Source organism: Mycolicibacterium sp. XJ870 (assembly GCF_053483975.1).
The window spans coordinates 309,667-334,153 of sequence record NZ_JBEFTI010000001.1; the positions used below are offsets into that span (position 1 = coordinate 309,667).

At 64.4% G+C, this 24,487-nt stretch carries 23 protein-coding genes; 18 read left to right on the top strand and 5 right to left on the bottom strand.

Annotated elements, in window-relative coordinates; all coding sequences use genetic code 11:
- The first annotated feature begins 34 nt into the window (after positions 1-34).
- Complete coding sequence (locus ABQF30_RS01525) at positions 35-724, top strand: NUDIX hydrolase (protein ID WP_448460474.1); 690 nt, start codon at positions 35-37, stop codon at positions 722-724.
- On the opposite strand, the gene ABQF30_RS01530 is transcribed toward ABQF30_RS01525, so the two are convergent.
- Both ABQF30_RS01530 and ABQF30_RS01535 read right to left on the bottom strand, forming a co-directional pair.
- Positions 719-1,729, bottom strand: coding sequence for a metallophosphoesterase (locus ABQF30_RS01530; RefSeq protein WP_448460476.1), 1,011 nt, complete (start codon positions 1,727-1,729; stop codon positions 719-721). The two genes, ABQF30_RS01525 and ABQF30_RS01530, sit on opposite strands and share 6 nt — an antisense overlap.
- A gap of 162 nt (positions 1,730-1,891) precedes the next feature.
- The gene (locus tag ABQF30_RS01535; protein ID WP_448460478.1) at positions 1,892-2,254 is read right to left on the bottom strand and encodes a hypothetical protein; all 363 of its coding nucleotides are present in this window, start codon (positions 2,252-2,254) and stop codon (positions 1,892-1,894) included.
- Between the two features lie 98 nt (positions 2,255-2,352).
- Here ABQF30_RS01535 and ABQF30_RS01540 point away from each other — a divergent pair, with 98 nt between their 5' ends.
- The 9 genes from ABQF30_RS01540 (at position 2,353) to ABQF30_RS01580 (ending at position 11,024) form a co-directional block, all read left to right on the top strand.
- Positions 2,353-2,973, top strand: a complete 621-nt coding sequence (locus ABQF30_RS01540) for a DUF2510 domain-containing protein (RefSeq protein WP_448460480.1) — start codon at positions 2,353-2,355, stop codon at positions 2,971-2,973.
- Complete coding sequence (locus tag ABQF30_RS01545) at positions 2,970-3,776, top strand: hypothetical protein (protein WP_448460482.1); 807 nt, start codon at positions 2,970-2,972, stop codon at positions 3,774-3,776. Before ABQF30_RS01540 ends, ABQF30_RS01545 begins: the two co-directional genes overlap by 4 nt.
- 81 nt (positions 3,777-3,857) lie before the next feature.
- A complete protein-coding gene (locus tag ABQF30_RS01550; RefSeq protein ID WP_448460484.1) occupies positions 3,858-5,663 on the top strand; it encodes a DUF6398 domain-containing protein in 1,806 nt (601 codons plus the stop codon).
- Between the two features lie 83 nt (positions 5,664-5,746).
- Positions 5,747-6,892 (top strand): hypothetical protein, encoded by a 1,146-nt coding sequence (locus tag ABQF30_RS01555; RefSeq protein ID WP_448460486.1) that lies wholly within the window; start codon positions 5,747-5,749, stop codon positions 6,890-6,892.
- Positions 6,893-6,936: 44 nt separating this feature from the next.
- Positions 6,937-7,152, top strand: coding sequence for an antitoxin (locus tag ABQF30_RS01560; protein ID WP_448460488.1), 216 nt, complete (start codon positions 6,937-6,939; stop codon positions 7,150-7,152).
- A complete protein-coding gene (locus ABQF30_RS01565; protein ID WP_448460490.1) occupies positions 7,149-7,532 on the top strand; it encodes a type II toxin-antitoxin system VapC family toxin in 384 nt (127 codons plus the stop codon). Before ABQF30_RS01560 ends, ABQF30_RS01565 begins: the two co-directional genes overlap by 4 nt.
- Before the next feature lie 148 nt (positions 7,533-7,680).
- Positions 7,681-7,920, top strand: a complete 240-nt coding sequence (locus ABQF30_RS01570) for an AbrB/MazE/SpoVT family DNA-binding domain-containing protein (protein WP_448460492.1) — start codon at positions 7,681-7,683, stop codon at positions 7,918-7,920.
- On the top strand, positions 7,917-8,348 hold the full coding sequence (locus ABQF30_RS01575; RefSeq protein WP_448463356.1) for a type II toxin-antitoxin system VapC family toxin: 432 nt from the start codon (positions 7,917-7,919) through the stop codon (positions 8,346-8,348). The genes ABQF30_RS01570 and ABQF30_RS01575 overlap by 4 nt, the downstream gene beginning before the upstream one ends.
- A 384-nt stretch (positions 8,349-8,732) precedes the next feature.
- Complete coding sequence (locus ABQF30_RS01580) at positions 8,733-11,024, top strand: esterase-like activity of phytase family protein (RefSeq protein ID WP_448460494.1); 2,292 nt, start codon at positions 8,733-8,735, stop codon at positions 11,022-11,024.
- 2 nt (positions 11,025-11,026) lie between these two features.
- Here ABQF30_RS01580 and ABQF30_RS01585 read toward each other — a convergent pair whose 3' ends face one another.
- Positions 11,027-13,387 carry an AAA family ATPase gene (locus ABQF30_RS01585; protein ID WP_448460496.1) on the bottom strand — a complete coding sequence of 787 codons (2,361 nt, stop codon included), beginning with the start codon at positions 13,385-13,387 and terminating at the stop codon, positions 11,027-11,029.
- 25 nt (positions 13,388-13,412) lie between these two features.
- The gene (locus ABQF30_RS01590; protein WP_448460498.1) at positions 13,413-13,763 is read right to left on the bottom strand and encodes a hypothetical protein; all 351 of its coding nucleotides are present in this window, start codon (positions 13,761-13,763) and stop codon (positions 13,413-13,415) included.
- Between the two features lie 102 nt (positions 13,764-13,865).
- On the opposite strand from ABQF30_RS01590, the gene cax reads away from it, so the two are divergent.
- Entirely contained in the window at positions 13,866-14,945 is a 1,080-nt protein-coding gene (cax, locus tag ABQF30_RS01595; RefSeq protein WP_448460500.1) for a calcium/proton exchanger, read from the top strand.
- A 23-nt stretch (positions 14,946-14,968) separates the two neighbouring features.
- On the opposite strand, the gene ABQF30_RS01600 is transcribed toward cax, so the two are convergent.
- Positions 14,969-16,579, bottom strand: coding sequence for a peptide chain release factor 3 (locus tag ABQF30_RS01600; protein ID WP_448460502.1), 1,611 nt, complete (start codon positions 16,577-16,579; stop codon positions 14,969-14,971).
- Positions 16,580-16,780: 201 nt separating this feature from the next.
- On the opposite strand from ABQF30_RS01600, the gene ABQF30_RS01605 reads away from it, so the two are divergent.
- From ABQF30_RS01605 to ABQF30_RS01635, 7 genes are all read left to right on the top strand, one after another.
- Positions 16,781-17,314, top strand: a complete 534-nt coding sequence (locus ABQF30_RS01605) for an LOG family protein (RefSeq protein ID WP_448460504.1) — start codon at positions 16,781-16,783, stop codon at positions 17,312-17,314.
- Positions 17,315-17,554: 240 nt separating this feature from the next.
- Positions 17,555-18,154: a hypothetical protein gene (locus tag ABQF30_RS01610; protein WP_448460506.1), complete on the top strand. Its 600-nt coding sequence runs from the start codon at positions 17,555-17,557 to the stop codon at positions 18,152-18,154.
- A 126-nt stretch (positions 18,155-18,280) separates the two neighbouring features.
- Positions 18,281-19,540, top strand: coding sequence for a L,D-transpeptidase (locus tag ABQF30_RS01615; RefSeq protein WP_448460508.1), 1,260 nt, complete (start codon positions 18,281-18,283; stop codon positions 19,538-19,540).
- A 465-nt stretch (positions 19,541-20,005) separates the two neighbouring features.
- On the top strand, positions 20,006-21,013 hold the full coding sequence (locus tag ABQF30_RS01620; RefSeq protein WP_448460510.1) for a hypothetical protein: 1,008 nt from the start codon (positions 20,006-20,008) through the stop codon (positions 21,011-21,013).
- Between the two features lie 15 nt (positions 21,014-21,028).
- On the top strand, positions 21,029-22,135 hold the full coding sequence (locus ABQF30_RS01625) for a hypothetical protein (protein WP_448460512.1): 1,107 nt from the start codon (positions 21,029-21,031) through the stop codon (positions 22,133-22,135).
- Positions 22,136-22,469: 334 nt separating this feature from the next.
- The gene (locus ABQF30_RS01630; RefSeq protein WP_448460514.1) at positions 22,470-23,429 is read left to right on the top strand and encodes a hypothetical protein; all 960 of its coding nucleotides are present in this window, start codon (positions 22,470-22,472) and stop codon (positions 23,427-23,429) included.
- Between the two features lie 94 nt (positions 23,430-23,523).
- Positions 23,524-24,480, top strand: a complete 957-nt coding sequence (locus tag ABQF30_RS01635; protein ID WP_448463358.1) for an AAA family ATPase — start codon at positions 23,524-23,526, stop codon at positions 24,478-24,480.
- The last annotated feature ends 7 nt before the right edge of the window (positions 24,481-24,487 follow it).

Sequence of the window (24,487 nt, forward strand, 5' to 3'; positions counted from 1 at the left end):
CTGACTAGTTCGCGCATATTTGCGCTAATTACTGATGACTGTACGCTGGGGCACTGACATGGACGAGCGAATGCATCGAGACACCAGCGGGCGCAGCCTCACGGACTACCCGCGCCCGTCGGTCGCCGTCGACACCGCGTTGCTGACCGTCGCTCCCGATCGCGGCCTCGTGGTCCTCCAGGTACGTCGGGCGAAAGGCCCCGGATGGGCGTTGCCAGGCACCTTCCTGCACGCGGGAGAAGTCCTCGCCGACGCCGTCAACCGGTCACTAGCGCAGAAGGCCAACATCCACGATCTCTCGCCACGCCAACTGCACGTGTTCGACGCGCTGGACCGCGACGACCGCGGTTGGGTGTTGTCCGTTGCGCACGTTGCCGTCGTCCCGGCCGGACGCTTGTCGACGCGGTTTGTCGACCGAACGCGACTGGTGCCGGTGGGCGCACCGGGCCGGTTGATCTACGACCACCCCGACATCATCGCGTTGGCCGTCGCCGACGTACGTGCCCACTACGAAGCCAAGCCGGATCCGGACCGTCTGTTGGGCGACGAGTTCACCGTACGGGACCTGCGGCTCGTCCATGAGGCGGTCGCGGGATATCCCTTGCAGCGCGATACTTTCCGGCGCGCGATGGAATCACATCTCGACGCAACGGGTACGACCACAGTGAGCGGTAGGGGCAGACCTGCCGAGCTGTTCCGACGGCGCGCGGACTGGGCATCATGATGTCACGGCGTGTGACACGTAGTGGTCGGGCCGGATCTGGCTCTCACCGGACCAGCGGTAGGCGGTCAGCGTCCCGCCTTTGACGGCGCTGAAGTCGACGCAAGCGGTGTAGTCAGTCCAGTCATGCCGATGTTTGGGTGACCCCTGGCGCCAGTAGTGGCCGTAGACCACAGGGACTCCTCCGGTGTAGACGTAGGACTGCGTATCGCTTGGCAGTTTCAGTTCAGGCAGCAGGGGATAGGGCAGACCGGATTTCGTCGTAAAACTGCCGCCCATTTCGGCGACGTCGCGCAACGTGCGAGCGTCGCTGTTCCACCATTGCACGCGGGCGTTGTCGCGCGGGATGTTGTCTTTGTCGTGGTACGGCAGCTGACCGTGGTCGACGAGACTGATCTCGGGCCCCTTGAGCAGAATTTCGATCGCGCCGTGCAGCGGACTGCCCTCCCTGGTGGCCGCCACGAGATGGTTCACTTCGGTGAACGGGGCGCTTGACCCGCACTGCTGCTCGACGAGCGCGATCGAGCCGTCGTGCCAGCAGGCATGCACCACGCGCACACCGCCGAGGTCCAGCCACAGCGGAATCATCTTGAACCACTCCAGATATCGGCGTCGATCATCGCCGGTCACCTGGTCGAGGAACGCCCGGTGCTGCTTGGTGTTCTTCTGCGACCACGGGTTATCTGGGTCGTCGTGTGGGCGAAGGTACTTCCCGCTGCCCTGCGGCCACTCGGTGTCATAGGCGATGGCGTTGAACTCGTGATTGCCCATGACGATCTGCGCGCTGCCCGCGTCGACCATGGACTTGACGATCTGCAGCACGCGAAGTTGTTCGTCACCGCGGTCGATCAGGTCGCCGACGAAGATGGCCTGACGGTCCGGGTGGCGGTATATCCCTACCCGGTCAGTCTTCTGGTAGTCGAGCTCGACGAGCAATGCCTCCAGTTGTGTGGCACAACCATGGATGTCGCCGATGATGTCGTACCCCTGCACTCTTGCTTCGGTCATCTGTGGCTCCTTTCGTTGAGTGATGGAGCTTTCAATGCGAAGCTTGGCGAAGGCATCTCATGAACGCAGCCAAACCATAGCGCGGCGCTCTGACAATCAGATTCGAAATGCACACCGGCTACCGCGTCGCCGGATCGTTCGGTGCGGCGTCGAGACGTACCGCTACACCAAGACCGCGATGCCGTAGCCGATCGGAATCATCGCGAGATATCCGACGATGCCGACAGGGATGCCGAACACCGGTGTGCGCCTGAGACGTTCGGCTGCACCGGCACCCGCCACAGCCGTCGCGGTTCCTGCGGCCAGGCACATCCAGGGAATGTAGACGAGGACGTTCTGGCCGCGCGCCGTCAGTTGACACACGTTGTCGGTACTGCCGTCATAACAGCCGTCGGTGGCCATGGCGAGCGGCAGCATCATCACGACGGCCCCGACGATGCCCAGCAAGAGTAAGGCGGTTAGGACACCGGAAAACCACACCCAGTGCTTCTCCCGTGGCGTCCGCCCGCCGGCTGGCTCGGTCATGGATCTTGAGGGTACGGGCAGGATGACGGCACTGCGGTGACTTGTCGGTGCCCCCTGTCATTCTGATCGGCTCGCTTGACCCATGAAAGGAGTCAGAAATGACCGATCAGAACCGACCTCAAACGCCGGCTCCGGGCTGGTATCCGGATCCTGGCGGCCAGCCGGGCCAGCGTTATCACGACGGTCGACGCTGGACCCAGCACTTCGCGCCCACCCCGCCGAGCGCCCCTCCAGCTCCTGCGCCGGCAGTTGCCGTGGCGGTGTCGGCCGGCGGCGGAACCAACCACGCACTGCACCTGGTGCTCACGGTGTTGTCGTGCGGATTGTGGCTGCCGATCTGGATCTTGGTGGCCCTCTTCGGCGGCGGCTCGTCGTCGTCGGTGGCTGTCGCGGGTTCGGGCGCCGTCGTACAAACGTCGAACCGCCGGCCTCTCATGGTGGTGGCCGCGGTGCTCGGAGGACTGTTCGTCATGGGCACCGCCGCTGAAAACCCTTGGCTGATTGCTGTTCTGGCACTTCTGGGAATCGCCGCCGGGTTCGGATTCTGGGCTCTGAAATCCGCGCAGCGCCGCGAAGAACAGCAGCGCCAGGAGCAGTTCCAGCGGGACATGCTCGCGAACCGTGCCGAGTACGAAGACCAGCTCTATCAGGAGGGTGATCCGCGGGGAGTCCATGGCCGGTACATGCCGCCCGGATGGTTTGAGGGCCGATCGGGATGAGTAGCAGGCGCGCTTCCGACGGACCCAGTGTCGGCGGACTCATCTTCTTCATCATCGTGCTTGTGGCGTTGGTCCCCAAGCCGGTGTGGATCGTTCTTGGCATTCTGGCCGCAGGTGCAGTTCTCACCTGGCTCATTGGGCGGATTGTCTCGGCCGAGCAGAAGCGTCGAGTGGTGGCAGCGGAGCGGGCACGCGTGGAGCGGGCCGAACAGGCAGCCGCCGCCAAACGTGAACGCGAAGAACGAATCCGGAGGGAACGGCAACACCGCATCGATACGCTCGGCAAGGACAACGCCGCATTGGTGGAATCGGCGCTGAGCGCTGTGAAGCAGGTGGCCGCGTTCGAAGCCGCCCGCGCGGGTTGGTTGGGCGATGTCGACTTCACCGCCGACATCAAGGGGATCACCGTCAACTTCGAGAAGGCCCACGCCCTTGGAGCCGTGACCAACAAGTTGTCCGCACTGGATAAACCCAGCCCCGACGACCGCAGAATCCTCGCTGAGGCGCGGACCACCGTCGCGAACCTGGAACTCGTCGCGATCGAGCGCGTCGAACTGATCGGCAAGTGCGCCAAGGAAGCGCAACTCATCGACAAATCACTACGCACTGAACGCGAGGACGCCCGGGTCGCCGAGCAGCGCGCCCAACTGCACGGAAAGTTGAGCGCCATGCTGTATGGGATCGAGGCCACACCCAACTCCACACCAACGGATTCGGCGGTCGACGCGGTCATGGCACGCGTGCAGGCGTTCCGGGAGATCAAGCATCAGATTCAACAGGCCCGCGACGGAAGGCATCCTTGATGGACGGCGACTACGACCCGCTGGATCCGGTCATCGATGCAGGCCGCGCTCCTGTCGTGACGGCGACGTAGCCTCAAACTCATGTCGAATTCGAACCGCCGACGCCGGGCCGCGGAGGACCGAAAGGCTCGCTGGGCCGCCCGTTCTATGCATCACGAACCGGCCGAGCCGGACCTGTTGGCGCAGGTGGGAACGGCCCTGGCCGATCCCGATCCGCTACATCTGCTCGGCTACGTCAGTAGCTTGCTGACCGCAGTCGACCCACGTGGCCGCAACCATCCGTTCGCCCAATCGAAGGATGCCGCGGATGCGCCGACCCGCGAAGAACTCGCCGCGATGTTCATCGACGTCCCCACACCAGAAACCACCGCACTGCTGTCGGTGATCGCCGAGTTGGCCAGTGATGACGACGTGTTGCACGCACGTATTCGGCGTGAACTGGCCACCAGGCCCGAGAGCGGTCCACCGTGGCTGCGAAGGCTGGCGGAGACGTCGGCCTACCGGGCGGTACGAATGAGCCACGTCCTTGGCGACGGCGACAACATCGTCATCGGGGTGCGGCTGGCAGGCAGCTACGACCTCACCCTCGTCATCTACGTCGACCACAATCTCGGCCGCCTGGTAAAGGATGCTTTTGTGGTGTCCGAACCGATCACCGAGATCGTCGCCCAATACCAGCGCATCGCGGACGAACCGGAAGTGAACTGGGAGGAACTGAGCCTGGCCGACGCGCGCGCCTGGGTCGACGAGGCAATCGAAATCGGGGCCATCACCTTTCCGCCGCTGGAAACAGAATCATGGCCCGGTTGTCGACCGCTCATTGAATGGATCACCCGGGAGTTACCCGAAGGGGGAGCTGGCTATGAACGGCCCCAATGGGATTCGGCACGAGTCGATCAGCTCGCGGATCGATTCTTCGCCTCCCAGTGGGGTCGTGCGCTCGACGACGCCGATCATCGCAACCTGCTCGAGTCGCTGCTCTGGTACGGCACCGACTACGGCCCGGGCGATCCGTTGCGGTGGAGTGGAGTTCAGGTCGAGATTCTGTTCATGGATTGGCTGCCACGCAAGATCGTCGCACCTACCGAGTATTTGGCCGAGGCGCCGGAACTGCTAGGGGCCTTTGTACGCTTTGCGCACAACGAATCTGGCGTACGCGCCGAGCTGACTGACCAGACGCTCGCCGCGATCGATGCCTACGCCCCGGAATACCAGAACCTGATCCGCTCACCGCGTCCGCAGGGGCCGGCAGCACTGTTCCAAGCGCTCGGCGTCGGCGGAGAGCCCGCTGACGGCTTCTCTGAGCTCGACGAGCCGTACTGGTTCCAGGAGATGGAGCTGGAACGTCTGGCGCGGGAAGTCGGAGGCGACGAGCAGTTGGACCAGCTCGATACGGTGCCGTTGCCCGACGAGCCGTTCGACTGGACCGGCATTGCCGACGACGTGACCGCGCGGGTGGCCGATGTGCTGGAGCTGTCGGACCGCTGCTGTGATGCGTTGCTCGATGTCGAATACCGCACCGTCGCTCGCCGTGTTCTATCGCGCGTCGCTTCCAGCGGCCCTGCAGTGTTCAGGCGTAAGGGGAGCGCGGACACAGCCGCTGCGGCCGTGGTGTGGATCGCCGGTAAGGCGAACGGCCAGTGCGCGCTACACGCGGGACCGCTCCGCCTTCGATCCTCCGACATCATGAGGCATTTCGGGGTCAAGAGCAGCCCATCGCAGCGTGCCGCAGTCATGTTGCGGGCCAGCGGCTTCCCGAATGACACCTATGACGTGGAACTCGGCTCACCTGACTATCTGACCGCCGACCGACGCGAACAGATCATCCGACGGCGGGACCACCTCCGCCGGCAGATCGCGTCGCAGGATGCGGATGGCATCGAATGATCGGCAACTGCTTTCGTCGGTAGGGCCCGCCGTGCCGACTCGCGTCAGACGGACATGTCACTGGCCCTGAGTAGCCTCCGCGTATGAGAGACAAACGACGTGAGCGCAAAGCCAAACAGGCTCGTCGTGATATGCGGCGGGCCAAGAAACGCGACCGGGAATCTCGTCCCGACACGACCTTCAGGGATGCGATACGCATAACCGTTTCGGGCAGACACCCCCACAGTCTGCTTGGCGCCGCCAGCTACGTGCTCCAGAAGGGCAAGCCCGATCCATTGGACTGGCCGAAGTCGGAGCACGACGCCGGATTCCTGGATCGGTTCGTCGACGGCATGATCGGTGAGCGGAATCAGGAGACGACGGCTCTGCTGGCCGTGTTGGCCGAACTTCTCATCGATGATCCAGAGCTCCAGCTGCGATGCAGAGAAGCTGTCGCTGACCGCAACGACCGTCTGCCGCAATGGATCACCGGTCTATCGCACGTCGAGATGTACCGCGCGGTGCTCCTCGCTGATGTGCTCGGCGACGTCGACGAACTTGTGATCGGCGCGCGATTCGACGGCACACACGAGCTGACGGCGTCCGTTTTGATCGACCACAACGCACTGTCCGGCGTCGTCGATGCCATCGTGGTGTGGGATTCGATTGACCGGTGTCTTGCGCGGTCGGCCGCATCCGATAGTGATACCTGTGTCGTCGAGATGACCCTGGCCGATGCCGGGGCGTGGATCGAGGATGCGCTCTCGGTGCCGACCTTGACACTTGCGACCGATACCTGGCCGCAGTGCCGAGCCCTGATTCAGTGGCTGGTACGGCAGCTGCCCGATGGTGGTGCGCACCGGCCATCCACGGACTGGGTAGCGGCTGCGGAACTGTGCGACAGGTTCTTCGCCACCGACTCAGCAGCGCCCTTCGCCGACCCCGGCCACCGGGATCTGCTGCTCGAGCTCATCGAGACTGGTTGTGGTGATCCGCTGCGGTGGAGCGATATCCGCGTTGAACGGGCGATCGGTAGCCCGTACTACGACGACTCCTACATTCCGTTGGAGATCGTGTTGGACGCGCCTGACCTACTGCGTGCCTTCATCCCATTCGCCCACGCGCAGAGCGGGATTCGCGAGGAGCTGACGGCGCGCACGATCGCGGCGATCGACCGGCTGAGGTCGCGATACAAGAGAGACATCCTGAGACAAGCGGAGAACTACTGGAGCCTCGACGATGCGGGCTAAAAGGATGGATCCCATTCCGCTGACAATCTGCTTATCCTGAGGGGGTGCGCACTCTGCATCTGCGTAATGTCCCCGACGAGGTCATGGATCGACTCGAGCGGATGGCGCGCGCCGCGAGCACGTCGGTGACTGCCGTGGCAATCCGTGAACTCGATGCGGCAACTCGCCGAGTCGACAACGCGGCACTGGTCGCCACACTGCCTGATCTCGAGATTGCAACAGAAACGATCGTCGAGCAGTTGGCATCCGAACGCAGGTGATCGTCCTCCACGCGTCCGCGGCTGTCTCAGCATTGATGAATGATGGACCGGCCCGCCGAATTGTTGCTGCCGAAGCGATTCACGCACCGCACCTGGTCGACGTGGAAGTTGTCAGTGTGCTGCGTCGGCAGGTCTCAGCCGGCCTGGTGGGGACAGGGGATGCGCATGAGGTTCTCGATGTCTGGCGAAGGCTTGCGCTGATTCGCTACGCAGCTTCACCTCTCCTGGAAAGGGTTGGGGAGCTTCGGGCCGCTGTGACGGCGTACGACGCAATGTATGTCGCGCTTGCTGAAAGCCTCGATTGTGCCTTGGTGACCGCGGATGCGCGGTTATCAGGCGCCAACGGACCTCGATGCACTATCACGGTCGTACCCCGATGATCGGCGTAGCCCAGTAAATCTCGGATTACTGCTTGATACCGACATGCTTGATACCGACCGCAGTCCCCGGCGTAGATGCCGCCCGCATAGAAACTGCGCGCGTCAGAGAGCCGAGATGGAAATGGGAGCTCATTGGTAGTCTGGTCCCATGGAGGCTGTCATCGATTCCGGCGGTCGAGTCGTCCTGCCCAAGCAACTGCGCGATGCTCTGGGGCTCGTTCCAGGAACGAAGGTCGATATTTCTGCCTACGGCGGCGGACTGCAGATCGTCCCGGGAGGGCGAACCGCACGCCTTGAGCGAGATGACGACGGGCGCTTGGTCGCTACCTCGGACACGGTCGTCACCGACGAGATGATGTTCGGCCTCATCGATTCGGGACGGCGCTGACGTCGGTGCCCGGTACAGCTGTCGACACCAGCGTCGCCGTGCCACTCCTGGTGAGCTCCCACCAACAACACGCCATGGTCGCGAGGTGGGCGAAGGGTCGGACACTCGGTATCAGTGGGCATGCGTTGGTCGAAACGTATTCGGTGCTGACTCGTTTGCCTGGCGATGCTCGCGTCGACCCGGCCGATGCGGTGGTGTTGATCGACGAGAACTTCGCTGAAGCCTTCCCGCTCGGCGCACGCGCCGCGCGCACAGCCCACCGCGAGTTCGCCCGGCTGGGTATCGCCGGCGGCGCGACGTATGACGGACTTGTGGCCTTGGCGGCCCGTGAACATCGAGCCGTCCTCGTTACCCGCGACGCACGTGCACGGGCGACCTACGAAGCGCTCGGGGTGACCACGCAAGTACTGGCAGATACCAGCGCGTGACCGAGCGCCGTGTCGCTGATGTCCCGATGAGTGAGGGGTTGGTGGCCAAGCGAGGGCCTGAACGAATGGCCGATAGCGAAGTGGCCCGAAGGTCTATCCGCGAGGGGTCCATGGCCGGTCTATGCCGCCGGAATCGCCACGACGAGCTGGGGCGGTATGTGGCCTGCAAGTGTGATACCGCATGTAGTACCGCATTTCGAGATCGCATAATCATTGGCTCCGCGGTGCTGATGTGACACATGAGGCCAACTAACAGCGCGCCACCCACCTGTCGCCGCGCGTTCACCCATACGCCCCCACCCGGCTACCTGTCCACGCAAGGCTCAGCCGACGCATCGGCACAACTGAAGAGGGCGATGGATGAGAACGGCAAGGGCTGCGGCAATGACCACGGCAGCGGCGCTGATTCTGGCGGGGTGCTCCACCGAGGAGCCTGACCAGACCCAAGCTGACACTCCGAAGGCCACCTCACCCATCGACTGGAACCTTCCCGACGGGCAGAGCTACCACCGCACCGCCACCTACCCGGTGTTCCTCAACAAGCCTGCCGAGGACCCGGTCGACAACGAAACCGTCGCTGAGATCTCGACCGTCACGCCCGACGGCAACACCGTCATCTACACCGATGCCGCCGCCAAGCGCATCGGCTTCCTCGACATCCGCAACCCTGCGAAACCGGTTGGCCAAGGCACGCTTTCGCTCGAAGAACTCGGCCACGCAGACGATCAGCCCACCTCGGTGGCCGCGGTCGGCGAGTTCGTGCTCGTCGTCGTCGACACCACCGGCGATGACTTCGCAAACCCCAAGGGCCGCGTCGACATCGTCAAAATCGCCGACCGCACCCGCGTGCACAGCATCGACCTCGGCGGTCAGCCCGACTCGATCGCGATCAGCCCCGACGGCGCCTTCGCCGCGATCGCGATGGAGAATCAGCGCAATGAGGAGTTCACCCCTCCGGGCAAGGAGGAGGGTGACCTTCCGCAGCCGCCAACGGGATTCGTGCAACTCATCGACCTCAAGGGCGCGCCGAACACCTGGACACCCCGCAAGGTCGACTTCGACCCAGAAGCGGCACGACAAGCCGGCCTCGACACCCCCGAGGATCTCGAACCGGAGTACGTCAGCATCAACTCCCGCGGCCAGGTCGCGGTGACCCTGCAGGAGAACAACGGCCTCGCCGTCATCGACGGTCGCACCGGCCAGGTGCAGAAGATCTTCAGCGCCGGAAGCGAATCCGTCCAAGGCGTCGATACCAAAGAGGACGGCAAGCTCGACCAGAGCGGCTCCATCGACGACACCCCACGCGAGCCCGACGCCATCGGCTGGATCGGCGACGACCACTTCGCCACCGCCAACGAAGGCGACTGGAAGGGCGGCACCCGCGGCTGGACCATCTTCGACGCCAACACCGGTGAACCCGTCTGGGATGCCGGCAACTCCGTCGAGCAGCTCGCCGTGCGCACGGGCCTGCACATCGAAGGCCGCGCCGAATCCAAGGGCCCAGAGCCGGAAGGCTTGGCCATCACCGAGATTGGTGGCAAACCCACGGCGCTGATCGCGTCGGAACGCAGCAACTTCGTCGCCGTCTACGACGTCAGTGACCCAAAAGCGCCACAATTCCGGCAGATCCTGCCCACCACCCCTGGGCCCGAGGGCGTGCTGCCGATCCCGTCGCGCAATCTGCTGGCCATCTCCTCGGAGGCCGACGACGCCGAGGCAAACGTACGCGCCTCGGTCAACCTCTACGGCTACGGCGAGCAGTTCGCGGCGGCCGGCAAGGCGTTCCCGTCCATCGTCTCCGGCGACATCGACGGCACGCCCATCGGCTGGGGTGCACTCGGCGCGCTGTCGGCCGATCCAAAGAACGAAAACCGGCTCTACACCGCCACCGACGTCGCATACGGCCCGGCCCGCGTCCTCGGCGTCGACGTGTCCCAGAAGCCGGCGCTGATCGACACCGAGCTCCCCATCACCGAGAACGGCGAGCCCGTCACGCTCGACATCGAGGGCGTGTCAGCCCGCCCCGACGGCGGTTTCGTCCTGGCCGTTGAAGGCGAAGAAGGCCCTGGCAACCAACTGGTGTACGTCGCCGCCGACGGCACGACCGAGAAGCGGGTGTCGCTGCCTGAGGACATCGCTGCGGGGCTCGGCGGCCAGGGCTTGGAAGGCGTTGCCGTCGACGGTGATTCGGTGTGGGTCGCCGTGCAACGCGAGACCAAGACCGACCCGAAAGGTGTAGTGCGGATCGGCCGCTACACCCCGGAGGGTGACAAGTGGGAGTGGTTCGGCTACCAGCTCGACACCACCGCAGCCGAGGGCGACTGGATCGGCTTGTCGGAGATCGCCGTCCACGACGGCCAGCTTCTGGTGCTCGAACGCGACAAACTCAACGGCTCCGACGCGCGGGTGAAGTCCATCTACCGCGTCGCCATCCCGGAGGGTGTCGGATTGGCCTCGGCCGGTCAGGCGCCAGAGGTATTGCCGAAGACGTTGGCGCGCAACCTGTTGCCTGACTTGCAGGCGACCAACGGCTTCGTGCAGGAGAAGGTCGAAGGGTTCGCGATCGCCGGGAACCAGAACCTGTATGTGGTCACCGACAACGACGGACTCGACGACGCCAATGGGGAGACGGTGTTCCTCGACCTCGGGCCGGCCGCGGAGGCACTGAAGGGCTGAGCCTAGTAGGCGCCCTTGCCGGCCAGCCACCCGAAGAACTCGTCCGCGGAGAACACCGGCTTGCCGTACTCCTGCGCTTTGCGTGCCTTTCCGGACTGGCTGCCCGCCTCGGCGGTCACCAGCACCTCACACCGGGTCTTGGTGACCGACTTCACCGGCGTCAGGCCGGCTTTCGCCGCGAGCCGCTCCATCTCCTCACGCTCGAGGATCCGCCCGCTGGCGTTTTGAGCCGTTCCCGTGAAACAGATCCGTGCGCCCGGAACCAGGACCGCCCCGATGTCGTTACGCTCGACTACACAAGCGCCGGAGACGATCTCGGCACCGAGAAACGCCTCGGCTTCCCGCAGCCGCTTGACCACGACATCCGTCAGCGTTGCGCGCGACGCCGCCGCGCACAGCTGATCGGCCACCGACTGCCGTGCCGCCGCAATCCACGGCGTCTCCTCGGCTCCAGAAACCTCCGACGCCGCAAGCCCTCCCAACACGATCGCGCTGACATCCCGGCTCACCCGAAGAATCGCCGACAGTGCCGGCAGGTGTTCGGCCGCGGGTGTTGGCGCGTCATCACGGCTCACCAGCAGGCCCGACACCGATTCGGCTGGTTCCGGTTCCTCGAAAGCCGACGCGCCGCCGTCGTCGATCTCTGACCGGGCGTGCGCGTCAAGCGCCGCTCGTGCCCGCTCCAGCGCCGTCGTCGCGTGTGAAGATCCAGAAATCTCCAGCCCCAGCGGTATTGGCGTCACGTGGCCTAGCCGCTTCAACTCGAAGTCGATCAGGCCCAGCGTCTCGTCGATGCCGAACCCGACTGGTGTGCACCCCGCCAACATCGGGGCGATCACCGCCCACGCTTCGCGCAACGTCGGCGCCAACAGGACGTCCGACACCGAGATCCCGTACGCCTGACGGGCATCCGCCAGATCCCGCTGCGGATTCACCACCGTGGAGACCGCCGTCCCGTCGTCGAAGGCCACCGCCAACTCCACTGGCCGCGGCCGCGACATCCGCCCCTCCTCGCCGACCGTCAAGATGCCGAGAGCGCAATACCGCCGCACCCGATCGTCGCGCACCGCGCTGCGCAGGAACCGCGCGATGCGACGGTCGACCTTCAAGTCCTTCGGCAGCACAGGGCGTTTCAGCACCAGCCCGCGCATCGATGTGCACCGGCTCAGCGCGACGTACAGCTGACCGGTGGAGAACATCCCGCCCGTCAGATCCACGATCAGCCGGTCCAGTGTCTGCCCCTGGCTCTTGTGAATCGTGATCGCCCACGCCAACTTGAACGGCAGCTGCGTGTACGAGCCGATCACTTCTCGGCTCAGCGAACCGCCGGCCACCACCGGCCGCGTCGCCTCCCACGTGTACGGGGTCACGTCCGCGCATGACCCGTCGGCGAATTCCACCTCGACGACAGCGCCGAAGCGGTCGTAATCGACGCCGACGACCCGGCCGATCGTGCCGTTCACCCACCGACCACCTTGGTCGTTGTTGAGCATCATGATCTGCGCGCCGACCTTGAACCGCAGCGTCTCCTCGACGGGCGGATCGAACAGCGACAGGTCACCCGAAACCCGCGCGTGGTGGACCAACTCGTCGCCCTGTAGCCGCTCAAGGTGCTGTCGGTTGCGCGCCGTCACCAGCCGGTTCGTCGGCGCCAGCGTCAGCCAGAACTCGTCGTCCGGCGGGACGAAGTCGGGATTCGTCCGGGCGTTGAGCTGCTCCTGTGCGTGGCCGAGGAGCACTCCTTCGCGAATCTCGTTGAGGATGGCCGTCATTCGATCGTCGCCGAGTTGGCGGAACACCGTCGTCAGCGCCACGGTGGGGAAGTCGTCACGCCGGAAACTGTTGGCGGAGAAGAAGTACGGGGTCTCGTATGTCGTCGCGAAGAAACCAGCCTCGCCCTCGCTGACCACCGGCGGCAGCTGGTACAGATCGCCCACCAGCACGATCTGCACGCCACCGAACGGCTGCTCCGGCGACGGCCCGAACCGCTCCAACGCCGCGGCCAGCATGTCGAACACGTCGGCACGCACCATCGACGCCTCATCGATGATCAACGTCTCCAGCGACGCCAGCGTCTTCGTGAATCGCCCCGGCCGATATCCTCCGGCGTGGACGTCGTGCAGCGTCGTCGTCGTGCGGAATCCGAACAGTCGGTGGATCGTGTAGCCGTCGACATTGAGCGCCGCGATACCCGTTGGCGCGACCACCACGACATTTCGCTCGTTCTCGGCCATGAAGCGGCGGATCAGCGTCGACTTACCCGTGCCTGCCTTGCCGGTCAGAAACAGGTGCTCGCCCTCGGCCAGCAGCGCCAGCGCGTGCTTGAACTCGTCGGTGATGACGATCTCGCGTTCGGCGGTCATGTTGTCAGCCAGTGTCGAGCAAGGGCTACTCGGTCGTTTTGTTTTGCCCCTGATCGGTGACGATGGTGTGAAGAAGGTCGACGATCTGTTGTTGTCCGGCGGCCATGACGTCGAACTTGCCGCGCATCTCTGTGAAGCCGTTGTCGAAATGCGTACGGAGGTCAACGAAGTCCTGCCGAAGGGCATTGAAACTTGCAGTGGTTGCCCGGCGGAACTCGCGGATCTCGCCGCGGAACTCGCTGACGTCACGGTCGGCGGCTCCTGCTAGAACACGAGCGGCCGCCGCGTCCTGCGCAGTTGCCCGTACTTGGCCGGCTAGGTCGCGCACCTGCTCCTCAAGAGCACTGACGCGTGGTTCGAGATCCCCAGACTCCACGTCGACCACCCTACGCGGACGCCGCCCACCATTCGGAAGTTATCCACAGGCGGCCGCCACGCCGTATGAGAGTCAGAGGTACATCACTACCAAGGTGCGATGATGGCGCGCATGAGGACGGCGCTCATCCGGTCCGACAAGCTGCTGATCTTCGGTGGTCTGGCAATCTGCGTGGTGGCGGGGCTGTCTCACTACGGTGGCTGGCCGCACCTGCTCGCCTTCGTCGTCAGCGCGGTGGCGGTGGGCGTGTTGGCGTCGCTCGTCGGGCTGGCCGTAGAGCAACTCGGCGACCGGTTCGGCCCGGGAGCTACCGGGGTCCTGCAGTCAGCACTGGGCAATCTGCCGGAGCTCTTCATCTGCATCTTCGCGCTCAAGGCCGGATTGGTCGGCGTGGTGCAGGCCGCGCTCATCGGTTCGATCTTGGCGAACCTGTTGCTGGTGTTGGGGCTCGCCTTCCTGGTCGGTGGACTGAAGCATGGGCCACAGAAGCTCGGTTCCGCCCAGGTGCGGACCATCCTCGTGCTGATGGTGCTGTCGGTGTTCGCCATGGCGATCCCGTCCATCGCGCACGAGGTGCACGCTCCCACCTCTGAGCATGAAGTGGCCTTCTCGATGATCGTGTCGGTCATCCTGCTCGCGCTTTTCGCGCTGTCCCTGCCGTATTCGTTGCGTCGGGACGCCACGGCAAGCCCGGTTCCGCAGCCGCACAAGGAGCCGCCGCGTTGGCCGATCGGCTTGGCGATCGGCATGCTCGCCGTCGCAGGCGCGTCGGCCGCGTTCGTATCGGACTGGTTTGTGGACGCGCTCGAACCGGCGATGGACTCGTTGAACATTTCGCACGCATTCGCGGGCTTGGTGATTGTGGCCATCGCCGGCAACGCCGTCGAGAACGTCGTCGGCGTGCAGTTGGCCGCCAAGAATCAGGCGGAGTACGCCTTCTCCATCATCTTGAACAGCCCGATCCAGATCTCTCTGGTGCTCGCCCCGGTCCTGGTGCTGGTCAGCCACTTCTTCGGGCTCGCATCGCTGACGCTGGTGTTCGGGCCGATGCTGATCGTCGCGCTGATGGTCGCCGTCGTCCTGGCCGCGATCATCGCCTTCGACGGGGAATCGACGTGGCTTGAAGGCGCTGCGCTGATCGCGTTGTACTGCATCATCGCGGTGTCGTTCTGGTGGGGTTGACGTGCGTGCCTGATTGGCGGCGACTACCCGTCGGCCGCCACCAACGACCGCAGCTTGATGTTCGGGTTGTCCCGTTGGAAGCCCTCCAGCCGCCACGGCGTGGAGAACAGCACGAGCATGACGCCGTCGGTGCGGGTCAGCACCTCCGCTGACACCTGCTTGTTCATGAACTCGGCGTCCTCGGGGTCGACGATCCGCGCGACCTGATAAGGCAGGGATTCCAGCGAGATGGGTGCGCTGAGTTCGGTGGCCATCCGGTGGGTGGCGACCTCGAACTGCATGGGGCCGACGGCTGCGAACACCGGCGCCTGCTCGCCACGCTTGTCCGAGCGCAGCACCTGAACGACTCCTTCTTGCTCGAGCTGTTCGATCCCGCGGCGGAACTGCTTGTGCTTGCTGGGATCGGTTCCGCGGGCCACCGCGAAATGCTCGGGGGAGAAGCTCGGAATCGGCGGATACTGAACGGGCACATCGCGATACAGCGTGTCGCCCGGGCGCAGCGCGGCGGCGTTGGCCAGCCCGATCACGTCGCCTGGCCAGGCGTCGTCGAGCGTCGAACGCTGTTGACCGAACACCGATTGCGCGTATTTGGTGACGAACGGCTTGCCGGTAGCGGCGTGGGTCAGGACGTCGCCGCGCTCGAACGTGCCCGAGACGACGCGCGCATAGGCGATCCGATCGCGATGCGATGAGTCCATGCCGGCCTGCACCTTGAAAACGAAAGCGCTGAACGGTGATTCGGTGGCGCGCCGGACGCCGTCGACATCGACCGACCCGCTGGGTGGGGGCGCGAGCTCGACGAGCACGTCGAGGAGTTGGTTGACGCCGAAGTTCAATGCCGCCGAGGTGAACAGCACCGGCGAGGACTCGCCGCCGAGAAAGGTGTCGCGGTCGTAATCGGAGCCGTCCGCGGAGAGCAGTTCGGATTCCTCGACGGCGGTGTCCCAATCGTCACCGGCGGCGGCATGCGCGTCGGCCGCGGCGATGTGCTCCTCGGGAGCCGCGGTGGCACCGCCGGCGGTGCGGGTGAACCGGATGTACTTGCCGGACCGCCGATCCATCACACCCTTGAAGTCACCGGCAATGCCGACCGGCCACGTCAGCGGAGTGGTGCGGAGTCCGATCCGGTCGTGGATCTCGTCCATCAGTTCCAGGGCGTGCCGACCGGGCCGGTCCCACTTGTTGATCACCGTGATGATCGGGATCCCGCGGTGCTTACACACCTGGAACAGCTTGAGGGTCTGCGGCTCAAGACCTTTCGCGGCGTCGATGAGCATCACCGCACAGTCGACGGCCGTCAGCACCCGGTAGGTGTCTTCGGAGAAGTCGGCGTGCCCGGGGGTATCGAGCAGGTTGATGACGCAGTCGCGGTAAGGGAACTGCAGCGCGGTCGACGTGATCGAGATGCCCCTGGCCTTCTCCATGTCCATCCAGTCCGACACCGTGGAGCGTCGGCCCGCCTTGCCGTGGATCGCGCCGGCCTCGGTGATGACCCTGGCGTGCAGGGCCAGCGCCTCGGTGAGGGTGGATTTACCGGCGTCGGGGTGGCTGATGACGGCGAAGGTTCGACGGCGGCCCGCTTCGGCAGCGATACGGCCAGGTGGGGAGGTCGGAGCTAGGGCATTGTCGGTCATGTCGCCTGACATGGTATTGGCGGCTGGGTGCAAATCCGTAATCGGACGGATCGGCGAATGCGGTAAATCCGACCGATATGTTGATCCGCAAACGCGATACCGCATGTGGTACCGCTTTTCGAGAGCGCCTATGTGCCAGCCTCCCGGTGCTGGTGTGACAGGTGTGGTCACAGCGGCCGGGTCGGGCACCATCATTAGTGCATGAACATCTGTGTCTTCCTGTCCGCCGCTGATCTCGACGAGCGCTACACCGAGCCGGCGCGTGAATTCGCCGAGCTCGTCGGCGCGGCCGGCCACACGCTGGTCTGGGGAGGATCGGACGTCGGATTGATGAAGGTGGTCGCCGACGGCGTACGAAAGAGTGGTGGACGGCTGGTCGGGATCTCCGTCGAGTTTCTGCGGACGAAAGCCCGGGCCGACGCCGACGAGATGGTGTTCACCGCGAATCTCGCTGAACGCAAGGCGACGCTGCTGGCACGTTCGGACGCGATGGTGGTGATGGCCGGCGGCCTGGGCACGCTCGACGAAGCGACCGACATCCTCGAGCTGCGTAAGCACCGGCACCATGACAAGCCCGTAGTGCTGTTGAACACCGCGGGTTTCTACGACGGGTTGGTGATCCAGCTGCGGCGGATGGAGCAGGACGGCTTCCTGCCCGTGCCGCTCGACGAGTTGGTGTACGTCACCGACGATCCTGCCGCTGCCCTCGCTTACCTGGAGCGCGGGTCAGCCTAACTGCGACCAGCGTGGCGGCCAGCCCCGCTGCGAGCGGGCCGAGGGATATGTTGACCACCCAAATGCGATACCGCATGTGGTACCGCATTTCCAGACCGTATGTGTGCCGCGCTCGCGGTGCTGATGTGACAGAAGTGGCCTACCGCCGTTGGTAAGCGGTAATAGCCGGGTGGCGATGCGCCACACTGATCGTGCCGGGGAGAAGACGCCCGCGGTGCAGATATCGGACAAGGAACACCAATGACTCAGCCGCCTCAGTGGCCGGCCCAGCCGTACCCCACTCCACCCAAGCGCAACCGCGTGTGGCGGTGGACTGTCGCCATCGGAGTCGTGGTGGCCCTGGCAGTGGTCGCGGTAGCTGCGGTGGTGTTCGTCGGCAACAAGAACGACAGCGAGACGGGCGGGCCTGAAGAACGGCTCGCAGCTGGACAGTGTGTGACATCCGACGACTTCTCCGCAGGCCGAATGGCACCGACCGACTGCGACGACCCCCTCGCCGTCTACGAGTTGGCCGTCACCACCGACAGCGATGTCTGCCCGGATGGCCAAGGCGCCAAGGGCAGCTATTTCGTCTCGGAGTCGACGGATACCGGTGAGCTCAGGTGCTTCGTGCCGAATCTCATGAAGGGTGAGTGTTATCTCGTCAACCTCGCCGACAAGCAGCTGAATCGCGTGGACTGCGCTGATGCCGCAGAAAAGGCGGACGGTCCGGTCAGGGCATTCGAAATGCGCGAGCGTATCGAAAACAGCAGGGACACCTCACAGTGTGGTGAGGGCACGACACTGTGGTCCTTCGGTAAGCCGCTGCGGCTGTACTGCCTCAAGAGCATCGCCAACTGAGATAACAACGACTCAATCACGACTCGCCCACATCCCGGAGGCGTCGCGCTGGGGAACCTGGTCTCCGGCTACGATTGAGGCACCGATCGATCCCGATCAATACGGCTTTCGCCGAACCACATTGGAGTGATGTTGTCGTCTGTTCGTCGTGCCTGCCTGGCGGTCGCACTCGCTGTGCTGTCCGTGCTGGGCGGTGTCGTGGTGACGGCGTTGCCGGACTGCACCGAGCACTGCCAGACGATGGCCGCCCCGCCGCAGGGCGTCCCGCAACCGTCACCCACCGAACCGGCCAAGATCACCATCACCCCCAGGCCGAACGCGGAGGTCGACCCGCTGGCCCACGTCCTGGTCACCGCCACCACGGGCACCGTCGCGAGCGTCAAGATGGTCAATGACGCCGGCAAGGAGATCCCCGGCGTCCTCACCCCGGACGCCAAGACCTGGAAGCCGACGACGGCGCTCGGGTTTGGCCGCACTTACACGCTGACGGTCAACGGCCGGGGCCCCGGCGGCATGCCGACCCGTCAAACCTCGACGTTCACCACCCTGACCCCGAGTTACCAGGCCCAGGTGTACCTCAACGGCACCTCCGGCGCCCCGCTGAAGGACGGCGCGACCTACGGCGTCGGCATGGTGATCGTCGCGCGCTTCGACCAGACCATCACCGACAAGGCCAACGCCGAACGCCGCATGAAGGTGACCACCACTCCGAAGGCCGTCGGCTCGTGGAACTGGATCGACGATCAAACCGCGCACTGGCGCCCGGAGAAGTACTACACACCACGCACGAAGGTCACCGTCGACGCCGGCCTCTACGGCGCCAGGCTCGGCGACGATCTCTACGGCGCGCAGGACGAAAAGGTGTCGTTCACCATCGGTGACTCGCACGTGTCGATCGCCGACGACAAGACCAAACAGGTCAGCGTCTTCGAGAACGGCAAGCTGGTGCGCACCATGCCGACCTCGATGGGCATGGGCGGCACCGAGACCGTCGCAGGCACCACGATGAGCTTCTGGACCCCGCGCGGGATCTACACCGTGATGGACAAAGCCAACCCGGTAGTCATGGACTCCTCGACCTACGGCCTGCCCGTCAATTCCCGGCTGGGCTACAAGAACACCATCCCGTTCGCCACCCGCATCAGCATGGACGGCATCTACCTGCACCAGCTGAACGCGACGATCTGGGCGCAGGGCAACACCAACGTCAGCCACGGCTGCTTGAACCTCAGCGGCGAGAACGCCGAGTGGTTCTACAACTTCTCAGTTCCCGGCGACATCGTCGAGATCCGCAACACCGGCGGTGATCCGCTCAAGCCCGACAACAACGGCGACTGGAGCGTGCCCTGGGAGCAGTGGCGTAAGGGCAGCGCGCTGAAGCCGTAGCGGCCGGCGAGAAATTGGTGTCTCTGGCCCCCAATTCCTCTGGTTAGGATCTTTACGGTCACTCCAAGTGGCTACCAGACACCGCGCGATGGTCTGGTCAGTGGTGAGTGATTCGGGGGATGCGGTGCAATCCACGCTGACTGTCGGAGCGAGCCTGTGACAGGCGGGGGCTTTGGCGGCCCCGGTCCGTTCGGTGGTCAACCCGGTTCTGGCCCGCATAATCAACCACCGCCGCAGCCGGGATGGGGTGGCAGGCCCGGCCCCCAGTACCCGCAGTGGGGCGCCGGTGGACAGCAGTTCGGTGCGCCGCCACCACCTCCGCCACCCTCGCCGCCCCCGCCACAGTGGGGCGCCGCTCCGCCGCAACCTGGACCGTTCGGACACCAGCCGCCGTTCAGCGGCCAACCTTCCGGCCCTCCGGGATTCACGCCGATGCCCAATCCCAAACCCGCAGGCAGAGGATGGTTGAGGCTCCCGTCGAGCAAAGGTGGCCGTCGGATCCTGATCGGCGCGGGCGCCGTCGCGGTCGTGGCGGCGTTGGTTGCCGCCGGCGTCATGGTGTTCGGTGGCGGCGCGTATGAGGACGGCACGGGCAAGGCCAGCGAAGCGGTGACGGCCTACGTGGAGGCTTTGCAGCGTGGCGATGCGAAGACGGCGTTGTCGCTGGGCCGCGCTCAACCGCCGGACACCTCGATGCTCACCGATGACATCCTCAAGAAACAGATGGAGAAATTCCCCATCACCGACGTCAAGATTCTCGGGGACATCCCCACCGCTGACGGCGGTGCCCTTGTGCACGTGACCGCGAAAGTCGGAGGCGTCGACAGCGACGAGAGCATCAAGCTGGAAAAGCCGCCGCCAGGGGAGGGGTGGAAGCTGAAATCGGGTGCGATGAGCGTCGAATTCAAGCTGGAAGACATCAACCCCGACCTGGCCAAGTTCATCACGGTGTGGGACAAACCAGTTCCCAAGAGCGGCAAGGCCTATACCTTTCCCGGGTTCGTCGAGGTAGGTAGTTCGAACCCGGCTCTGAAGGTCGATGACACGATGCGCATCATCGGCAATGAGACCGACCCGTCGCTGTACGAGATTGCGACCATGCAGGACCAGAAGTTCCCGGACATCACCGTCAGTGACGACGGGCGTCAGATCGTGTTGGACGCGCTGAAGAAGGCTCTGGAGGAGTGCGCCAAGAGCACCAGTCTGGAGCCGCCGAATTGCCCGAACAAGGCTGCGCGCCCTGATTTCGTGCCCGATACGGCGAAGTGGACGGCTCCGACCGACCTCGATGACATCACCATCAATTTCATGGATGAGAAGACGGGCAAAATCCGCGTCATCGGCAGCCCGGAATTCGGTATCACCGTAGAGACCGAGAGCGGCTCGACTGAAACGGGCACCTTCTCGCCTTCGCTATATGCCAGCGCCGACATGACCCAAGACCCGCCCGTAATCGATTTCGAAAAACCGTAAGCGCGGAGACCCAACGTGACCAATTTCTCGAACTGGCCCGGTCCAGACCCGACACGGGGTACACCGCCCCCGCGCTTCAATCAGCCGGCGCCGCACCCAGGCTTTGGCGGACCTTCGGCGCCGCCGGCCAAGAACCGTAAACCGCTGTTCATCACCGCCGGAGCGACCGTCGCCGTCCTCACGGTGATCGCGGTCATCGTGGCGTTCCTGATGAGCAGGGGGGAGGACGGTGCCAGCTTCAATCCGAGCGGCTCGCCGACCGACGTCGCAAAGGCGTATATGGATGCGCTGGCTGGGGGTGATGCGCAGGCTGCGCTGGACCTCAGCGCTACTGAGCCGGCGACGACTGAGCTGCTGACCGATGACATCTTGAAGATGCAGCTGGAGAAGTTGCCTATCACCGAGGTCGAGGTGGTCGGGGAGGAAAAGGAACCCGATGCCGACGAAAAGACCTCGGCGGTCAAGGTCACGGCGAAATTCGGTGGTGAGCGCACCGAAGGCAAGCTGGACATGGTCGTGGTCGACAACGAGTGGAAGATGTCGGCGGCATTTGTCAATGCCACCACCGAAGATGTCCACGGGTTCGGAGATGCCAAGGTCGATGCCGCCTTGACGGTGCTCGGCAAGCCGCTGCCACAGAGCCGCCACATCTACGTGTTCCCCGGCTACATCCAGATGGATTCCACCACCCCATATCTCAACATCAACGACCTGCCGCCGACCACGCTCGACGACGTCACAGCGCGCAAGGACACGACGGTCGAGCCCAAGTTCTCGATGACCGACGAGGGACTCAAAGCCGCTCAAGACGCTTTGCGGGCGTGGATCGACAAATGCTTCAACCCGGGCGACAAGCCAGATGAGTGCGGAGGTATCGGCAGCGGAAGCTGGACGAACAGCTATGACATGAGCACGCTGCGGGTGCGCGGCCCGGTCGACCTACCAGCGGATCTGTTCAGGCTCGCCGATCACACGAGTGTGGTGCAGGTAGGCAGTCTCCGCGTGCCCATCACCGCCGCCGAGAAGGGGAGCGGGCGGGTCATAGACAACTTCATCAGCATCTCAGACCAGGTCGAGGTGAACATCGGCGAGCAACCGCCGCGAGTTTCTCTGAACAGGTGAGGCTGACGGTGATTGACAGGGAGACGCGGTGACAAACTTCGGGGGAGACAATCCCATCGGTGGCGGTCCATCTCAGCCGCCACAAGGGTTTCCGCCTCCCGGCCGTCCGCAGTCGCCGCCGCCGGGACCGTATCCGCCGGGTCCTCCCGGCGGCTTCGGCGGCCCGGGCTCCGGCGCGCCACCATCGGGTCCACCGCCCTTCACCGGCGGCGGGTACGCGAATCCTCCTGGGAATGCACCCTTCCCGGGAGGATCATCCGGGTTTGGCGGCCCGTCATTCGACCCTCCTTCCTACAGCAGCGCTCCGTCCAAGAATCGCCGCAAGCTGTTCGCCATGGTCGCCGGCGCCGTGGTCGTCGTGGTCGCCGTGGTTGTCGGGATCGTCGTCGTCGGTGGTTCGAGCTCTGATGCCACGACCGCCAGTGGCGCGGTGGAGGGATACCTGAAAGCGCTGGCAAATGGGGACGCCGAAAAGGCGTTGTCTTTCGGGATCAACGAACCTCCCGACAAGACCTACCTCACCGATGAGGTGCTCGCCAAGCAGCTCGAGAAGATGCCGATCACCGACATCCAGATCCTCGGCGAGGACTCCAACTCGGTGCATGTCCTGGCCAATTTCGGGGATCAGGCTCTCGACGAAGAAATCCCGGTCAAACAGTCCGGCGATGGCTTGTTCAAAGTCGAGTACGCCACGTACGCATTGAATTTCGGGAAAGAGAAAGCCAAAGGTTCGACCGCGCTGTTGGACTCGTTCAGCATCTTCGGCACTCAGCTGCCGTCGTCGGGCATCGCTTACCTCTTCCCGGGAGCCATCGAGGTGACCAACTCGAACCCGAACTTCGATCTGACATACCGGCGGGATTTCTACCTGCCGTCGGGAATCTCCTACAAGGAACCCGAGGAGGAGGCCGATTTCGAGCTCGAAGTCAGCGAGGAGGGCAAGAAAGCTGCCGGCAAAGCGATCCTGGATGCCATGGATGAATGCGCCAAATCCACCTCTCTGGCACCGCCCAAGTGCCCGATGGACGGCGACGTCAACTACGGCATGATCGAAGGCAGTGCGCGCTGGACCGCACCGACCAACACCGACAAGGTGATGCTGAGTATTCCGTCGCCTCTCTTCGGCGAAGCGTTGAGTGGTCGCGCAACAGTCAGTGGCGCTGTCGATTTCAAGCTGACCGCGCAGTCCACCGAGCCGATGTTCAACGTCAACAACGAGAACGTGCGCGTGAATCTCAGTGGCGCCGTCGATTTCACGAAGTCCCCCCCGACCTACACCAACGAAGAGGATTAGACCAGTGGAGCTTCAACAGCCCGGCGTGGAAGCGGGGGAACGTACAACACTGACCAACCGGGTTCAGCCCGGTAATCAGGAACTGCAACTCGCCATGCAGGCGGTGCGCGAGATCGGCTATGCCTTCGGCGCCAAGGTGGTAGGGCAGGAGCAACTGCGTGAGACGTTGCTGATCGGCTTGCTCGGTGGCGGGCACATTCTGCTCGAGAGTGTGCCGGGGCTGGCGAAAACTACTGCAGCGCGCACACTCTCGGATGCGATCGCGGGTAGTTTCCAACGTATCCAGTGCACCCCGGATCTGCTGCCCAGCGACATTCTGGGTACCCAGATCTACGATGCGAACACGGCGGAGTTCAAGACCCAGCTGGGTCCCGTGCACGCCAACATCGTCCTGCTCGACGAAATCAACCGCTCGAGCTCGAAATCGCAGAGCGCCATGCTCGAAGCGATGGAGGAACGCCAAACCACCATCGCGGGAACGACATACCCGCTTCCCGAGCCTTTCCTGGTGATCGCGACACAGAACCCGGTTGACCAGGAGGGCACCTATCCGCTCTCCGAAGCCCAGACCGACCGGTTCATGCTCAAAGAGGTGCTGCGTTACCCGACTCCCGAAGAAGAGGTCGAAGTGTTGCAGCGCAGAGACCGCGGTGTCTATGACCGGACGGGCGTGCCGCGGCCGGTCGTCGACCTGGGAACCATTCGGCGGCTGCAGATCACCACTCGCAACGTGCACATGGATCCGGTGCTGATGCAATACGTCAGTCGGCTCGTGCACGTCACCCGTGAACCGCAGCAGTTCCTGCGTCCCGAGGTGGCCCGGCTCATCGAGTACGGCGCCAGCCCGCGCGCGACCATCGCATTCGTCAGCGCGGCGCGCGCTGCCGCGCTGATCGCCGGCCGCAACCACGTTCTGCCTCCGGACATTCACAACGTGGCGTACCGGGTGTTGCGGCACAGACTCATCCTCGGATTCGAGGCACTCAGCGCCAAGGTCACCCCCGAGTCTGTGATCGACCAGGTGCTGCAAGCGGTTCCGGTACCCGGGTAATCCGGCG

What these genes read in the sequence shown, in the direction of transcription:
- ABQF30_RS01585 (WP_448460496.1), bottom strand. Translation starts at nt 13,387, where the DNA reads ATGACCGCCGAACGCGAGATCGTCATCACCGACGAGTTCAAGCACGCG.
- ABQF30_RS01550 (WP_448460484.1), top strand. Translation starts at nt 3,858, where the DNA reads ATGTCGAATTCGAACCGCCGACGCCGGGCCGCGGAGGACCGAAAGGCT.
- ABQF30_RS01580 (WP_448460494.1), top strand. Translation starts at nt 8,733, where the DNA reads ATGACCACGGCAGCGGCGCTGATTCTGGCGGGGTGCTCCACCGAGGAG.
- ABQF30_RS01610 (WP_448460506.1), top strand. Translation starts at nt 17,555, where the DNA reads ATGACTCAGCCGCCTCAGTGGCCGGCCCAGCCGTACCCCACTCCACCC.
- ABQF30_RS01535 (WP_448460478.1), bottom strand. Translation starts at nt 2,254, where the DNA reads ATGACCGAGCCAGCCGGCGGGCGGACGCCACGGGAGAAGCACTGGGTG.
- ABQF30_RS01555 (WP_448460486.1), top strand. Translation starts at nt 5,747, where the DNA reads ATGAGAGACAAACGACGTGAGCGCAAAGCCAAACAGGCTCGTCGTGAT.
- ABQF30_RS01530 (WP_448460476.1), bottom strand. Translation starts at nt 1,729, where the DNA reads ATGACCGAAGCAAGAGTGCAGGGGTACGACATCATCGGCGACATCCAT.
- ABQF30_RS01545 (WP_448460482.1), top strand. Translation starts at nt 2,970, where the DNA reads ATGAGTAGCAGGCGCGCTTCCGACGGACCCAGTGTCGGCGGACTCATC.
- ABQF30_RS01635 (WP_448463358.1), top strand. Translation starts at nt 23,524, where the DNA reads ATGCAGGCGGTGCGCGAGATCGGCTATGCCTTCGGCGCCAAGGTGGTA.
- cax (WP_448460500.1), top strand. Translation starts at nt 13,866, where the DNA reads ATGGCGCGCATGAGGACGGCGCTCATCCGGTCCGACAAGCTGCTGATC.
- ABQF30_RS01630 (WP_448460514.1), top strand. Translation starts at nt 22,470, where the DNA reads ATGGTCGCCGGCGCCGTGGTCGTCGTGGTCGCCGTGGTTGTCGGGATC.
- ABQF30_RS01605 (WP_448460504.1), top strand. Translation starts at nt 16,781, where the DNA reads ATGAACATCTGTGTCTTCCTGTCCGCCGCTGATCTCGACGAGCGCTAC.
- ABQF30_RS01570 (WP_448460492.1), top strand. Translation starts at nt 7,681, where the DNA reads ATGGAGGCTGTCATCGATTCCGGCGGTCGAGTCGTCCTGCCCAAGCAA.
- ABQF30_RS01600 (WP_448460502.1), bottom strand. Translation starts at nt 16,579, where the DNA reads ATGACCGACAATGCCCTAGCTCCGACCTCCCCACCTGGCCGTATCGCT.
- ABQF30_RS01525 (WP_448460474.1), top strand. Translation starts at nt 35, where the DNA reads ATGACTGTACGCTGGGGCACTGACATGGACGAGCGAATGCATCGAGAC.
- ABQF30_RS01540 (WP_448460480.1), top strand. Translation starts at nt 2,353, where the DNA reads ATGACCGATCAGAACCGACCTCAAACGCCGGCTCCGGGCTGGTATCCG.